12 protein-coding genes and 1 pseudogene are annotated in these 14,396 nt (G+C 66.6%); 8 read left to right on the forward strand and 5 right to left on the reverse strand.

The window, feature by feature from the left end; all coding sequences use genetic code 11:
* The first annotated feature begins 178 nt into the window (after window positions 1–178).
* On the forward strand, window positions 179–973 hold the full coding sequence (locus tag ACWEPL_RS24210; RefSeq protein WP_452437512.1) for a type II secretion system F family protein: 795 nt from the start codon (window positions 179–181) through the stop codon (window positions 971–973).
* 464 nt (window positions 974–1,437) lie between these two features.
* Here ACWEPL_RS24210 and ACWEPL_RS24215 read toward each other — a convergent pair whose 3' ends face one another.
* Window positions 1,438–1,839: a hypothetical protein gene (locus ACWEPL_RS24215; RefSeq protein ID WP_452437513.1), complete on the reverse strand. Its 402-nt coding sequence runs from the start codon at window positions 1,837–1,839 to the stop codon at window positions 1,438–1,440.
* A gap of 401 nt (window positions 1,840–2,240) precedes the next feature.
* Window positions 2,241–2,504, reverse strand: coding sequence for a hypothetical protein (locus tag ACWEPL_RS24220; protein WP_452437514.1), 264 nt, complete (start codon window positions 2,502–2,504; stop codon window positions 2,241–2,243).
* Window positions 2,505–3,586: 1,082 nt separating this feature from the next.
* On the opposite strand from ACWEPL_RS24220, the gene ACWEPL_RS24225 reads away from it, so the two are divergent.
* The 4 genes from ACWEPL_RS24225 (at window position 3,587) to ACWEPL_RS24240 (ending at window position 5,539) form a co-directional block, all read left to right on the forward strand.
* Window positions 3,587–3,850, forward strand: a complete 264-nt coding sequence (locus ACWEPL_RS24225) for a hypothetical protein (RefSeq protein ID WP_452437515.1) — start codon at window positions 3,587–3,589, stop codon at window positions 3,848–3,850.
* Between the two features lie 420 nt (window positions 3,851–4,270).
* On the forward strand, window positions 4,271–4,756 hold the full coding sequence (locus ACWEPL_RS24230) for a DUF4244 domain-containing protein (protein WP_452437516.1): 486 nt from the start codon (window positions 4,271–4,273) through the stop codon (window positions 4,754–4,756).
* 92 nt (window positions 4,757–4,848) lie between these two features.
* Window positions 4,849–5,145 (forward strand): TadE family type IV pilus minor pilin, encoded by a 297-nt coding sequence (locus tag ACWEPL_RS24235; protein ID WP_452437539.1) that lies wholly within the window; start codon window positions 4,849–4,851, stop codon window positions 5,143–5,145.
* A 37-nt stretch (window positions 5,146–5,182) separates the two neighbouring features.
* Window positions 5,183–5,539 carry an Rv3654c family TadE-like protein gene (locus ACWEPL_RS24240; RefSeq protein ID WP_452437540.1) on the forward strand — a complete coding sequence of 119 codons (357 nt, stop codon included), beginning with the start codon at window positions 5,183–5,185 and terminating at the stop codon, window positions 5,537–5,539.
* A 48-nt stretch (window positions 5,540–5,587) separates the two neighbouring features.
* Here ACWEPL_RS24240 and ACWEPL_RS24245 read toward each other — a convergent pair.
* A pseudogene (locus tag ACWEPL_RS24245) lies at window positions 5,588–6,567 on the reverse strand (IS5 family transposase).
* Window positions 6,568–6,643: 76 nt separating this feature from the next.
* Window positions 6,644–7,384, reverse strand: a complete 741-nt coding sequence (locus tag ACWEPL_RS24250; RefSeq protein WP_452437517.1) for a class I SAM-dependent methyltransferase — start codon at window positions 7,382–7,384, stop codon at window positions 6,644–6,646.
* 766 nt (window positions 7,385–8,150) lie between these two features.
* Between ACWEPL_RS24250 and ACWEPL_RS24255 the strand changes: the two genes are divergently transcribed.
* Window positions 8,151–9,788: a hypothetical protein gene (locus ACWEPL_RS24255; protein ID WP_452437518.1), complete on the forward strand. Its 1,638-nt coding sequence runs from the start codon at window positions 8,151–8,153 to the stop codon at window positions 9,786–9,788.
* 372 nt (window positions 9,789–10,160) lie between these two features.
* On the opposite strand, the gene ACWEPL_RS24260 is transcribed toward ACWEPL_RS24255, so the two are convergent.
* Window positions 10,161–12,647 (reverse strand): DEAD/DEAH box helicase, encoded by a 2,487-nt coding sequence (locus ACWEPL_RS24260; protein ID WP_452437519.1) that lies wholly within the window; start codon window positions 12,645–12,647, stop codon window positions 10,161–10,163.
* Between the two features lie 409 nt (window positions 12,648–13,056).
* Here ACWEPL_RS24260 and ACWEPL_RS24265 point away from each other — a divergent pair, with 409 nt between their 5' ends.
* Both ACWEPL_RS24265 and ACWEPL_RS24270 read left to right on the forward strand, forming a co-directional pair.
* Entirely contained in the window at window positions 13,057–13,407 is a 351-nt protein-coding gene (locus ACWEPL_RS24265; RefSeq protein WP_043629845.1) for an STAS domain-containing protein, read from the forward strand.
* Between the two features lies 1 nt (window position 13,408).
* A complete protein-coding gene (locus ACWEPL_RS24270) occupies window positions 13,409–13,828 on the forward strand; it encodes an ATP-binding protein (RefSeq protein WP_350739630.1) in 420 nt (139 codons plus the stop codon).
* Window positions 13,829–14,396: the final 568 nt, after the last annotated feature.

Below are 14,396 nucleotides of genomic sequence, written 5' to 3' on the forward strand. Positions count from 1 at the left end.
CGGTCACCAAGAGCCCCACCCACCAGGCCACTCATCAGGTCCGCCATCGCCCAGGCCTGGCCACTCACCAGGCTCGTCACCCACCAGGCTCGTCACCCACCAAGCGCGCCACCCACCAAGGTGGTCACGGCGGTCACTCACCAAGCCCCACCCCACTGAACCGATCGGACCCCGCCCAATGCTCGAATGGCTCTCCGCCTTGCTCGCCGGCCTGGCCATATGGCTGTGGGCCTCTCCCCGAACCCCAACAGAACGCCTCTCCCGACTACGCCCGCCAGCCAAGCCCAAGCCCCACCCTCAAGGGCCACATCCAAACCAGCAAACGCAAGCCCGCACTGACGAGCCACTCTGGCAAGATCCCCCTCCAGCCGGCATCACCCGCAAGACAATCACCATCGCCACCTGCACCGGCCTGTTCACCGCGCTCCTGATCGGCGGCATCCCCGGAACCATCGCCGGCCTCCTGATCACCCCAGCCGCCGCAGCCTTCCTCCACAAGAGACAACCCCAGCAGACCCACCACGACCGCCGCCGAATCGCGGCCGACCTCCCATTCGCCGCCGACCTGATGACCGCATGCCTGCTCGCCGGCCGCCCGGCGAGCGACGCCACGGAAATCGCCGCCAACGCGATCGGCGGGCCTCTCAGCCAGCGGCTGAAATGGGTCAGCACCCAATTACGCCTGGGCGCCGATCCTGACCCCACCTGGGCCACGCTCGCCAAGGACCCAGCCACGGCCCAACTCTCCCGAGCCATGAGCCGAGCGGCTCAAAGCGGCGCACCGGTAGCGGACGTGCTAACCCGCCTGGCCGACGACGCCCGCGAAGCCGCCAGAGCCGATTCCGTCGCCTCAGCCAGAAGCGTCGGCGTAAAAGCAGTAGCCCCGCTCGGCCTCTGCTTCCTCCCGGCATTCGTCCTGCTGGGAATCATCCCCGTAATAGCCGGCCTGGCCTCCACAATCATCATCCCCTGAAGCTCCTACATTGCCGGAACAAGCTGATCAAGAAGAGCCGACGAATCACCCTCGTCAACCCCGGACTCGCGAAAATCAACCCTCAACATCAAGTCCGCTCAGCACACCGGACGAAAGCCCACACAACCCCACCCCTCTTCCGAGTTCCCCAGACGACGGGGTCGCTGATCACCAATATGGGGTAAAACCTGCGGCCCAGCGCCGAGCCTCGCGATCGAGGAACACAAGGCCATCCAGACAAACGACCACGCCAGGCCGCCTCCACATCACCCACCGGCATGGAGTCCTCGCCAACGCAGCGACCGCCGAAGAATCCTTCCCGGCGGGCCCGCCGTCGAATGGGCAGCCAACCAAACGCAACCGCCCCTATATCGGGTATGGCCTGAGCTTTCGGTGCAGACCGGAGAGATCAGGCCAATCCGCATGCAGGTTCGGCCAGCGATTGAGCCTGAGTCGTCAATCGATCACTGCGCTCGATCGTTAGTGGGGTTTTTGCAGCATCGTGGTCGGTGGGATGTGACGTGCTCATTCATATGCCGTCGTAGAGCTGCCATCTCGGTGCCCTCGCTGCCAAGAGCGGCGAGGTCTTGTCTTATCACGATCTGGACGTTCCTGATCTCGGCCTTCAACTGAGCCATGCTGGTCGCGGTGCCGTCGTTGCTGTGGCACTGGCCCGCTTTGAGCGTGCGGAGGTGCAACAGCAACTCGAGGATCTGTGCCTCTAGGTCCATGAATTCCTGCCTTTGTGCCAGCTCAGACGGATTGTAGGGTCTGGTGACGGGCCGGATTTGGCTGTATGAGCATACGATGACAGAAAGCCCATGCCCACGACAGCCATCGCCTGTAGCAAAGGTGGAGTTCTTCATGCGCAAGCTGCTGTTGTTTCTCCCGCAGGAGATAATCGGACACCGTAGGTGCGGACGTAAATAGGCTCATGACCGGCGAAAGCGGAGAGAAGTGACGAACTCGTAGCCTGGCGGCGCATCGAAGATCCACAACAAGAAGGGTCTGCTTGGGATACGTCAAGGAGCAAGAGACTCATCTGCCGAAGACCTCGCTGACACCTTGAAGACCGGTGTACGCGGAGAACTCACTGGCACATTGTCGATGGCGAGGCCAGGCGGATCTGACTGACACGCAGGGCCAGTGCTGGAGCGGCCACCCGCCCACGGACCTTTGCAACGCTCTTTCTGGACACTTCCCGCGCGTCCGACCCCGCCTCTAAGGACGCAACGACGCTTCTCGCATCCTCTGTATCGCCTCCTGATCACTTAACGCTGCCTCGTCGCTCTAGCGTCGGGATCTGATTGGGGATGACTGCCTTGGCGTGTTCTATGGCTGTGCCTGCGTCTCCCAGCGCGATGGAGACGCCCATCTTGTAGATGGATACGTGTCCATAGCCCAGAGTGAGATTGGGGGCGTGATGGGCGGTCTCGTCGGCTTCGGTGAGCATGTTGAGCGCTGAGTGTCGGTCCTCAAGGCGAGCGGCGGCAATAGCGCCGGTAGAGAGCAGAGCACCGTAGCCCCCCACGCGTGAGGTGTTGCGTCGGCGAGCTGGGGCCGGAGGGATTCTGCGGCTGAGATACCGACGTCGCGAGCCTTGCGATACTCGGCGGCGCGATGGAACAGGCTGATCAGATCGCGCCGGCATTCCCCTATGGCTTGGAGATTGGAACTTGCTTGCGCGACTTCGACGCCTTTGTGGCGGAGATCCACGCGTAGGGGGGGAGCACTGAGCTTGATCAGGGTGCGTGTGGTGAGGTGGTAGATGCGTGCGGCGGTGGCCATTTCGACAGGGGGTGAGGCGGTTGAGGCAACGGGGAGGAGCGCGGCGAGTTCGTCTGCCAGCGGTAGGTAGCGAGCAGCGGCGAAGTCGCGCTGAGCATGTGTGAGTGAGCGGGAAAGCGATGCTGCGGATGTAGCTGCCTGAGAAGTTGGCGCAGTCGGGATCAGAGCATCCCGAAGCCGTGCGACGGCGGCCGGCTCGGCCGGGCGGGCTTGATGTAGTAGGGAAGGTCATCACACACCGCTCGGGGCGCTCAAGCTGTCAGAGCGCCCTGTGGGCGCCCTGACTTGTTGGTTCGCTCAGCGGCGGTAGCCGCGTCGTCGGGAACGGCGGCGTGACTGCCTGTGCGTCCAGTCGTCTCCTGGCCCGGGTTGCATCAGGCGGATAGACGCGCCGACGAGATAGTTGCGGATAGCCATAGTGATCCCCCATGCGAATCGCGGCTGGGGAGAGCAGAGCGCCCGATGCCGGATGAATACCTCCATAGGCACCCCTCCTCGCAACCGTAAACCCAATGAGTCCTCGACACCTTCCCCGGATTTCCCCTCAGAGGGGTTCGTGGCCGAACCTTTGCGGCTCGGTGGCGCGGGCCATGCTGGAACGGTGATGAGCGGCTCCGGTCCGGGAGGAGGGGCGGCCGTAGCACGCCCCGGGGTGCTGGGGCCGCTGGTATGCCGTGCGGGTATGGCAATGAATCGATCGAACACGTGTTTGATTATGGTCTGGCGTCGTGGGTGTCACCGGGACACCCCAGATGCTGGGAGGTGCGGATGTGATTCCCGATCGACACGAGCGGTCTCGGGTTCACGGTCACATCCGCGCCCGCTGTGGCCAAGGACTTCGCCACCAAGAAGGTCAAGGTGACCGAGGGCGGTCAGCCGGTCATGGTGGTGAAGCTGCTCGCGATGGACGGCAACGGCTCCACCATGATCAAGTTCAACCTGGAGGGGGCGCAGCATCGCCTGGTGCCGGGCATGCCGGTGCGGGTGGAGGGCCTGGCCTACGGCATTGCCAAGGACGGTGGGGTGCGCTGCTGGAGCGTCCCGATCAACGGGGCGGCGGCCGGCCCCTGTCGCTTCGGCGGCCGGTGAGTCGATGGCAGGTACGCGGGGGCGTAACCCGCTCGGGGCCGCGCGCCACTCGGTCGCCTCGGCGGCGGGTGAGTCCGAGGGCGAGGGCTGATGGACTGGTCATCGCTTCGAGCGAGAACGCGCGGGTGCACGCCTGGCGCTTACCGCACGGCCGGCCGCTGCATCGAGGCGGCCCTATCAGGGCAAACGATCACCGATAGTGATCCGACCTGCGAAAACGTGAACAACGGGCCACTCGCGGGCCAACTAGTCCAGTACGTGACTGCGTAACCGCAAAGGCCCAGGTCAACCCCCTGATTGTGGAAAACTCAAGCGTCCTCCACAGAATGCCGTTCGGTTCCTCTCCTGCGACCCTGCTTCGGCCAATCTAAGGACTCCCGCCGGACAAGACCCCGGCTCCGAGCACTACCTGGAGGCACGATGCACAGTCCCGCCACCACGCCAGACGCCATCAAAGCCACCCCAGAACGCAGTCACACCACATCGAGCAACAAAACAGTCGGCAAGTTCTCACTCAGCCGCATCCACATCACCCGAAGCGCCCCGTCAGTCCTCAACACCGCCGCAGAAGCCACCGCTCAGACCGCCTGGCCGTCAGGGGAGACCTCGACCAAGTCTCTGAGGGAAAGCTCGACCCCGCTCAAGAGCAGCGCGAGCACGCAAATCGGATCATCCGAGCCGGCCGCGGCCGGGCTCGCCACCCGCCCCGCTCCGACGCGAGCCAACCGATGGCTTCATTACGCGACGGTCAACCGTGAGCGCGGCATGTCCACAGCCGAATACGCAGTAGGCACGATTGCGGCCTGCGCATTCGCTGCCCTCTTGTTCAAGGTGGTGAGCAGTCCAGAGGTCCAGGAAATGCTGAAAGCCCTTATCGATCGAGCACTCAATACCACCACCGGATGACCGTCCGCCAAGCGCGGATCTCCCTGGGCAGGAAGCGGTCGGCATCGCGGGGTTCGGTCACGGCCGAGACCGCCGCGATGCTGCCCGCGCTCATGGCCGTCCTCGCAGCCGCGCTGTGGGCCGTCCAAGCCGTCAGTGCCCAACTTGAGTGCGTGGACGTGGCCCGCGCGGCAGCGCGAGCCGCGGCCAGGGGCGAGCCCCTCGACCAGGTCATCATCCGAGCCCGTACGGCCACCCGCCCCGGTGCGCAGGTAGCCGTAACCCGCGACACGGAAACCACGAAGGTTCAGATCACTGTGGAAGTACGACCACCCTGGGCCCGATCATTGCCCGCAGTACAAATATCCGCCACGGCTGTCGCCGACACCGAGCCCGGATATTCCCCATAACCACAGGCAAACGAGCCCGGCAGGCGAGGAGGTCCCCATCAATACTAAAGAAAAGGGCTCAGCCACACTCTGGGGTGTTGCTCTCATGGGTCTTCTGATGGCGGTGGCCACCGCGTTCGCCACGCTGGGCTCGGTACGCGTGGCACGCCATCGCGTAAACAGTGCTGCCGACCTGAGCGCCCTTGCCGCGGCCAAACTGGCGATAATCAATCCAGAAACCGCCTGCGCCCGAGCCGCTACCCTGGCCAGCCAGAACGGCGTGAAGCTGACCCAATGCAAAATCACTGACGAAATCGCCGATGTTTGGACTTCGCTGTCGATCTCACTACCGGTATTAGGCCGCCGTACGCTCATGGCCAGATCTCGGGCGGGTCCAGCGGAAATGGCTCCTTGATCGTCGTCGGTGGCGTACGCGCCTAGAGCCTGTACGAAGTTCGGATCTTCAGATTGGTCGGAGGCTTCGGATCCACATGACGGCTCCGCGTAGGTGCAGGCCGGCCAGGTAGCTGTCGGGCGTCTTGTCGAACCGGAAGGCCAGGCCACGCCATTCCTTGATCCGATTGACACACCGTTCCACCGTGTTGCGTTCCTTGTAGAGATCGGGATCATGGCGGACCGGCCGGCCGCCGCGGGAGCCGCGCTTCTTGCGGTGGGCCGCCTGGTCGGTCTTCTCTGGGATGACCGCTTTGATCCGGCGCCGGCGCAGGTAGGCGCGGTTGCCACGAGAGGAGTACGCCTTATCGGCGGCCACCGCGCCCGGCCTGGTGCGCGGACGTCCGACCGGCAGGCGGATCTTGATGCGCTCCAGCACGGCGCGGAACTGTGGACTGTCCCCGGCTTGGCCGGGAGTGAGGACAAAAGACAGCGGACGGCAGCGACGGTCGGCCGACAGGTGCACCTTGCTGGTCAGCCCGCCCCGCGAGCGGCCCAGCTCGGCCGCCTTCAGCCGGAACCGGTGCCGGCGGCGTATCCGCCGTCGGCCGTCTTCGTCGTCGCCGGGATCACCGTCACGGGGCTTTTGCCCCTTTGACGTAGCCCCTTTTCCCGCTCGACGGCTTCTTGCAGCGCTGCGACCAACTCGCCATCCAAGACCATCCCGGCGGCGTGATGGTGCGCGCGGGCCGTGGTGGAGTCCACGCTGACCAGGTCGAGGTCGGCCTGCCCACGAGCCGCGGCCTCGGCGATCATCGCCTGCATCAGCCGCCCGAAGACGCCGTTCAGCGCCCAGGAGCGGAAGCGGTCATAGGCGGTGGACCATGGCCCGTACTCGACCGGCAGGTCCCGCCATGGGCTGCCGGTACGAAACCGCCACATCACCGCGTTGAACTGCTGCCGCAGATCCGGGATCGGGCCTCGCTCACCCAACGGCAGGTGAGGCTCGATCAAGGACCATTCCTCGTCGTTGAGGTCTCCACGCGCCATGGCAAATGGCCTACCAGGATCGCCGACCGTACCGCAGGCGATCCTTCTGATCTCAACTCCGTACAGGCTCTAGTGATCAAGCGCGCATGCCGGAAAGCAGGAGAAACAGCGGAACGCGACGCCGACGGGCCAACTCATCAGCATCCCCAGCAAAGCGATCCTCGCAAGGTGCACACTCGCGCAGCGAGGTCAGTGAAAATCCTGCCTTCGTGAGCGCGACAACATAATCTTCTACAGTGCGGTGGAACCACGTGACGGTGCTGCCCATCCACTCCCTTTCCCGCGGCCCTTGGAGAAAGTAGTCATCCACAACCCAAGACGTTCGCTTCTCCCGAACGCCGGAGTCGTGCGAGGTCAGAACCGGATGAACGACCGTGAAAATGATGCGTCCGCCGGGTGAGAGGCATCCATGGAGGGCGGCCAGCACCGGCTCGATATCCTCGACATAGTGAAAAGCCAGCCGCGAAACAACCAGATCGAACGAAGAGGGCGGAGCGGAGAAGTCCTCGATATCAACCAGTTCGACGCGGCCGGCTGTTCCGCCTAACGCCGCGTTGGCGGCCTCGACCATCGCCGCGGAGCCGTCCAATCCCAGGTAGCTACGACAGCCGGCATCCAGCAGGACTTGTCCGATGGCCGCATCCCCGCACCCGAGGTCCAACACCCGAAGCCCCGCGACCTCGCCCAGTTCCGACAGGAAAGCCGGTTCCTCCATCACATGGTTGGGGCTCGACACGCCACTATGCCGATGACCGAGGTACTGCCCGACGACTTGGGGTGCGTCGTAGAAGGACCCACCGCGCTTGGTTTCAGCCACGGCCCCGAAGTGTAGATCGGTGACCCTGTCGGAGCCCTCGTTGCCGAGGATCTGGTGGCGGAGGGTGGGGACGGGCTGGCTGGCGTGGGAGTTGATCTGGCGGGGGAACTGATAGCGAAGGAGGGAGGTGGGTGGGTGTCGGTGTTGGCCGAGGAGCAGGTGGTGAGGGCCGAGGTCGCACTCGGTCTGCGCCCGAGGTCGGTCTGTGTCTGGTCGGTCTGTGCCCGAGGTTGGTCTGCGCCCGAGGTCGGTCTGTGTCTGGGGTCAGTCTGTGCTTGAGGTCCGCTTCAGGTGAGTTGCCCCGCGTCGCACCGTCCTTGTCGCGTTCGTGGGCCAGCCGACCGTGGGTGCTTCGCTGGCGAATGGGTGGCATGGTCGCTGGGGCGTAAATGTGGTGAATGGCGACATTTCGGTTGACGTGAAACGCGCGAATGAATCGACTGATCGACTGGAAAACGGGTGTGGCGGTTGGGGATTGCGGGGCTAGGTCGCGATCCAGTCACGAGTTCTTAGACGTGGTGTCCAAGAGTTGTGTATGTACCGTAAGGTTCCGCTTACCCTCAGTCCATGCCGTATGTGACAAGGCGCATGTGAGCGCCGGAGCGAAGTCGCTAGGGTGCGGGGACGGGGACGGTCGGTGACCGTATCGGCCGGGCGGACTGCACTTCCGGTCGTCGCGTGAACGCCCCAGGGGTGGTCAGGCGGCGCGAGGCTCTCGATGGAGGGAAGCGTCGTGACGGTAGTCGGCAGAGTGGTGGCCACGGGGATGATCGTGGCCGGCTCCATCGCGCTTGGCGGGACCGCTCAGGCCGCTGCGGTGACCTGGCGGGCCGACGCGTCCGGACAGATCACCTCGCCCGCTGACGGCCAGGTGCTTTCGAGCTCGTCTGTGACCGTTTCCGCGCAAACAGGCGTGATGCAGCTGACCATGGGCCTCTACGTCGAGGGGCCCTCCACACCCAGCCAGAAGGTCGCCGGAGGGGGAGCGAGTCAGACGATCTCCGGCACGTTCGACGCCGGCAACGCCCCGAACGGGACCTTCACCGTGACCCTCAAGGGAGAGCTCACGGGGAGCCGGTACGCGAGCAGCACGTTCAAGCTCCGGCGGCCGCCCGAGGCGCCGGGCAACGTGAACGCGACCCGGCAGGGCAGCGCCAAGGTCCGGCTGACCTGGAGCAAGGGTTCGGAGCCTGACCTGCAGTCGTACGAGGTCTCCAACAGCCAGTCCGGCATCGTGGGAAGGTTGCCCGCCGACAGCGCGTGCGCCGGGTCCACGTGCCAGGCGGTGCTCGCCGTGCCGGCCAAGGCGAAGGGCCAGAAGGTGGGGTTCACGGTCAAGGCGTTCAGGGGTGACGGCGACGGCGGGTCGATCGGCTCGGGCAATTCGGCCGCCGCGTACGTCGCCTTTCCCGCCGCGCCGACGCCCACGCCGACGAAGAAGAAGACCGCCGGCACCCGGACCCCGAAGACCACCAAGAACGTCGACCCGCTCCCCACGCTGCCCGCCAAGAGGCAGACCCTGCCGACGACGAAGCCGACGACACACAAGCGGACGACAGCCAAGCTTCCGGAAATACCCGACGCCGACCCGAACGGGAACCTGCCGATCCCCACGGCCGACGAAACGGGCGGTCTGCGCCCATCCGACGCGAAAAGTGGCGCGGACGCCGCTCCCGTCCAGCCCGACGTGAAGGCGCAGTCGAGCGAGTCACCGATCGGGAACCTCGGCCAGTACGGCCTCTACGTCGCAGCGGGTGTCCTCCTGCTGCTGTTCGGCGCTCATGCGGGGGCCTGGGCACGGCGGCGGGCGCTCGCCACGGGTGAGAGCTCCGCGCCTGGTACGGCCGCAGCGACCACGGGTGTGAGCACGTCGCCGGTCGGCGGGGTTCAGGCCGCTCACGCGAACGAAAGCGTTTCGGTCACCACGGCCCCGCCCCGACGGCGGCCCGCCGTGATCCTGGCCGTCGCCAAGACTCGGGTTCCCGATCAGTCCCGGGATCAGCGGCTGGTGTCAGATGAGAGTTCCGAAGGGGTCACTCCGGAACGGTCGTCGGCGCCGCCCGCGCTCGACCGGAAGCGTGAGGAGGCTTCCGCCGCGTTCGGGGCGGTGGAGGAGGTGCGAGACGTTCCGGAAACCCGCCAGGGGCCAGTTCGCATCACCTTGCCCAGTTCCGCGGTCACGGATGTCCCCGAGCCCGACGTATCCCCCGTTCGGCCCGCCGCGCGGATGGAGGATCGCTGGGATGATTATCTGCCGCCGTCTCCTCGGTCAATGGAGGACAGCGGATTTTGGGAACGTCCGCAGCCGGGGGCGGCCGATTTCTGGTCCGGCGAAGATGATGGCAAGGGTGAAGGCGAGGCACGCGCTTTTGTGGGTCCTCGGCATAGAGACGGCGAAAGCTAAATCGGCTATTTGATTCGGCTTATCGATCGACCGGGACCAAGGTCTGGGTTGGCGTGCGATAGCGCAGGTGGAGAGGGGCTCGGGGTCCTCGGGACGGCAGGTCCAGAGGACTTCGGGGGTGCTCGGGGCGGCAGTTTTGGAGGGTTCCGGGGGTGCTCGGGGCGGCAGCTTCGGAGGGTTCCGGGGTGCTCGGGACGGCAGCTTCGGAGGGTTCCGGGGTGCTCAGGACGGCAGCTTCGGAGGGTTCCGGGTGCTCGGGCTAACGGGTCCGGCCGACCCGATTTCACGGACGGCAGGCGCTCGCTCGCGCGGAAAAATGCGCGCAAGGTGGCGCGCGATCGGTGGCAGTTCTTGCGTGGATGTCCTGGCGTTTTACTGAGGCGACAGCAGGGTGTTGAGGAGGCGGACGGCGCCTCGTTTGTCGAGGGGTTCGTTGCCGTTGCCGCATTTCGGGGATTGAATGCAGGAGGGGCAGCCGCGTTCGCATTCGCATGAGGTTATGGCTTCTCGTGTGGCGGTCAGCCACTCGGCCGCACGGGCGTAGCCGCGTTCGGCGAAACCCGCCCCGCCCTCGTGGCCGTCGTACACGAAGACGGTGAGCAGCCCCGTGTCGGCGTGCAGTTCGGTGGAGACGCCGCCGATGTCCCAGCGGTCGCAGGTGGCGAAGAGGGGGAGCAGGCCGATGGAGGCGTGTTCGGCGGCGTGGGCGGCGCCACCGAGGTCGATGCCCGCTTCGGCGAGCGGCGCGACCGCCGAGGCGGGGAGCGTCCACCATACGGCACGGGTGCGGAGGGTACGGGGTGGCAGGTCCAGGGGCTCGTCGCCGAGCATCTCGCCTGATTGGAGACGTCTCTTGAGGTACGAGACCACTTGCCGGGTCACCTCCACCTCGCCGAAGTGGAGCGTGCCGGGGCCCAGGGGATGGGAGCGCTGGGTGGCCAGGATGGAGATGTCGGTGATGTCGCGAGCGAACGTCGTGAAATCCGGAGTCGCGCTGGACACCAGGGCGACCCCGGCCTCCAGGTCCAGGAGCTCCACCAGGAAGGTCTCGCCCTGATGGAGGTAGACCGCGCCCGTGTGCACCGTCGTGTGCGCGGACGGTTCGTCCACGCTGCCCAGGAGGCGGCCGGTGGACGACTCCACGACCTGGATGGGAGCGCCTCCGCCGCCTCGGATGTCGGCGAGGTCGGTGGCACGCTCCCGCTTGGTCCAGAACCAGCCCGCGGGGCGCCTCCTGAGCAGACCCTGGGAGACCAGGTCATCGAGGACCGTTGAGGTGGTGGTGCCGAAGATGGGCAGGTCGTCGTCGGTCAGCGGGATCTCGGCGGCCGCGGCGCAGAGGTGGGGGCCCAGGACGTACGGGTTGTCGGGGTCGAGGACGATCGCCTCGACAGGCTGGCCGAACAGGGCCTGGGGGTGGTGGACGAGGTAGGTGTCCAAGGGGTCGTCCCTGGCGATCAGCACGGCGAGCGCGTCCTGGCCGTCGCGGCCCGCCCGGCCCGCCTGCTGCCAGAGGGAGGCGCGGGTGCCGGGCCAGCCCGCGATCAGCACGGCGTCCAGGCCTGAGACGTCCACGCCGAGTTCGAGGGCGTTGGTGGTGGCCAGGCCCATGATCGTGCCCGAGCGGAGGGCCTTCTCCAGGATCCTGCGGTCTTCGGCGAGGTATCCGGCTCGGTAGGCGGCGATCTTGTTGGGGAGGTCGGTCCAGTCCGGCTGGGCGGGGGCGTCTGGGAGTGCCCACCTGAGGGAGCTCTCCGAGGCCGGGTCGGTTGCCGGGCCCTCATGCTTTGACGTGCTGACCGCCGGGGTTGTCCCGGAGAGTCCGCTGGTGGTCCGGGATGGTTCCGGCGTGGCGGGGCCCGCCGGCTCCGCTGTGCCCGGCCGGTGGCTGAGAGCGGGATCCGCTTCCGGCGGGGTGGCGCGGGCGGGTGGTCGGTGGTGGGTGGTGAGGTCCGTTTCCAGCAGGCCCGGCTGGGTGGTGAGGTCCGTTTCCAGCAAGCCCGGCTGGGTGGTGTCGGCAGGCTCCGCTGTGCCTGGCGGGTGGTTGAGGGTGGGGTCCGATTCCGGCGGGGTTGGGTTCGGCTGCCGGGGGGTGGAGGGGCGGGGGTGGCGGGTGGAGAGGGAGAAGGCCACGTCGGCGAGCTTGGCGCGGGCCGTCAGGGCGACCGTTTCGGCGCCGCGGCGGGAACGTACGAAGGCGAGCGTGCGGACGTCGGCCAGAACGAGGTCCGCCAGCAGATCCGCCGCCTCCGCCGTGGCCGTCCGCCGCACAGGAGCCCCTCCCTCGCCCCGTAGCTCGGTCAGGGGCGGCTCCCACAGCGCGATGGTGGTGGAACCCTTGGGCGAGGCATCCACGGTCACCTCGTCCATCTCAAGCCCCGTCAGCCTCATCCCGAACGCGCCCGGCTCGCTGGCGGTCGCCGACGCGAGCAGGAACGTGGGGCGCGAGCCGTAACGGGCGCAGACGCGGCGCAGGCGGCGCAGGATCTGCGCGACGTGGGAGCCGAAGACGCCGCGGTAGCCGTGGCACTCGTCGATGACGACCATGCGCAACCGGCGGAAGAACGAGGACCACTGAGCGTGGCGGGGGAGGATGCTGCGGTGCAGCATGTCCGGATTCGTCAGGACGTAGTTGGCGTGCTGGCGCACCCACGTACGTTCCTCGAACGGCGTGTCGCCGTCGAAGCAGGCCGCGCGGAGCTGGGTGATGCGCAGCTCGCGCAGGCCGCGCAGCTGGTCGGCGGCCAGGGCCTTGGTCGGGGTCAGGTAGAGGATCGTGCCGCCGTCGAGGCATGAGGCGACGGCGGGAGTGAGGTACGCCAGCGACTTCCCGGACGCCGTACCCGTTGAGATGATCACGTTTCGGCCACGGAATGCCAGGTCGGCGGCCTCGTACTGGTGAGGCCAGAGTCCTGTCACCCCGCGGTTCGCCAAGCGCGTAACAAGTACTTCTGGCGTCCATTTGGGCCATCCCGCTTGACCCGCCCGACGTGCTGGAACATGCTCCACATGGGTGACACGCTCATGACGTGCGGGAACACCGAGCAGGTGGCGGAGGAGTGGACCCGCCTGTTGTGGGGAGGATGCGGAGGAAGTCACTGTTTCCAGTCTTGCATCGATGGGCAAAGTCGCCGGGAATCGTGATTTCGTATAGACACAAGCCAGACGCATGGTTGAATGCCGCGCGTCAGGGTCGGACGATCTGGGGCCACGCTCCAGATTGCCAGTCCCAAGAGAGTAGTTTCGCAGGCGAGGCGCTGGAGGATCTGTGGATCTGAAGTTGGATCACCGCACCGAAGACCGACTCACCATCGTGGAGGTCGAGGGTGAGATCGATGTCTACACGGCGCCGAGATTGCGTGAGCTCCTCATCGACCTGGTGAACAAGGGCAACTTCCACCTGCTCGTCAACATGGAGAAGGTGGACTTCCTCGACTCCACGGGCCTTGGCGTCCTGGTCGGGGGGCTCAAGCGGGTTCGTGCGCACGACGGCTCGCTCGAGCTTGTCTGCACGCAGGAGCGCATCCTGAAGATCTTCCGGATTACCGGTCTGACCAAGGTCTTCGGGATCTACGCTTCGGTCGACGAGGCCAAGGAAGCTCACGGCAAAGACAAGTAGCATGGCTACCGTCGAGCTGACGTTCAGCGCTCTTCCCGCCCATGTGCGGACCGCGCGGCTGGTGGCGACGGCGATCGCTCGCCGCACCGGCGTGGAGGAGTCCCTGTTGGACGAGGTCAGGCTCGCTGTGGGTGAGGCCTGCTCCCGGGCAGTCGAGGCGCACCGCGTCCACTGTCCGGGCGAGCCCATCCGCATCGAGCTGCGTGACGACTCCGGGCGTTTCGAAGTCACGGTCAGCGACCAGGCCCCCAGCGATGAGATCAAGCAGGAGCAACCCCTCGATCTGGGCATGCTCTCTGACTCGTTCATGTCAGGCTTCGGCCTCGCGGTCATCGAGGGCTTGGCCGACGACGTCGAGATCTTCCCCAGCCCGAAGGGCACGAACATCCGCATGAGCTGGCCCGCGACCGCCAAGGTCTGAGCGGGCTCCGCCGTCCCGCCTCGTTCCGCCGGGCGTCCCTTTGTGGCGCCCGGCGTGCGGCTGTTCTGTGCTCAAAAACCCCATCTTGTACGGCGGAGCACGGGCGGCGCCACCCGCCGCACGTGGCTGAGCGCCTCCAGGGAGACGCCCGCTGACCCGCACGTGGCCGGCCACCGTCACGGCGCACGGGCACCGTGGCTTCCGCCTTCCGCCGGCCCTACGGGGCGAGCGGGGGTTTGTGGAGCGGAGTCGGCCCCGCTGGCGGCCTCGACGGGCAAACCGGGTCTGTGGGTGGGCTGTCGCGTGGGGCGAGTGGGTTCGTGGGGCGGAGTCGGCCCTACGGGTGGCCCCGACGGGCGGACGGCGGTTCCGGTCGTCGGATGAGGTGCGGTTCGCGGCGCGGGCGGGCCCTTGATGTGGCCGTGTCCGCAGGGGCCCGGTGGGGTGGTCGCGGGTAGGGGGCCCGCGTGCCGTGTCCTGGGCGGTGGTGCCGTGGTCGGGTGGCGGTGGCAGGTGGCGGTGACCATGGTGGGCGGTCGTTTCGGTGGTCGGCCTCCGCCTCTCAGGC

It is taken from the genome of Nonomuraea sp. NPDC004186, from assembly GCF_053603495.1.

Excerpts from the sequence above, each read along its gene's own strand:
- ACWEPL_RS24230 (WP_452437516.1), top strand. The coding sequence starts at position 4,271 with ATGCACAGTCCCGCCACCACGCCAGACGCCATCAAAGCCACCCCAGAA.
- ACWEPL_RS24210 (WP_452437512.1), top strand. The coding sequence starts at position 179 with ATGCTCGAATGGCTCTCCGCCTTGCTCGCCGGCCTGGCCATATGGCTG.
- ACWEPL_RS24235 (WP_452437539.1), top strand. The coding sequence starts at position 4,849 with ATGGCCGTCCTCGCAGCCGCGCTGTGGGCCGTCCAAGCCGTCAGTGCC.
- ACWEPL_RS24215 (WP_452437513.1), bottom strand. The coding sequence starts at position 1,839 with ATGAAGAACTCCACCTTTGCTACAGGCGATGGCTGTCGTGGGCATGGG.
- ACWEPL_RS24255 (WP_452437518.1), top strand. The coding sequence starts at position 8,151 with ATGATCGTGGCCGGCTCCATCGCGCTTGGCGGGACCGCTCAGGCCGCT.
- ACWEPL_RS24270 (WP_350739630.1), top strand. The coding sequence starts at position 13,409 with ATGGCTACCGTCGAGCTGACGTTCAGCGCTCTTCCCGCCCATGTGCGG.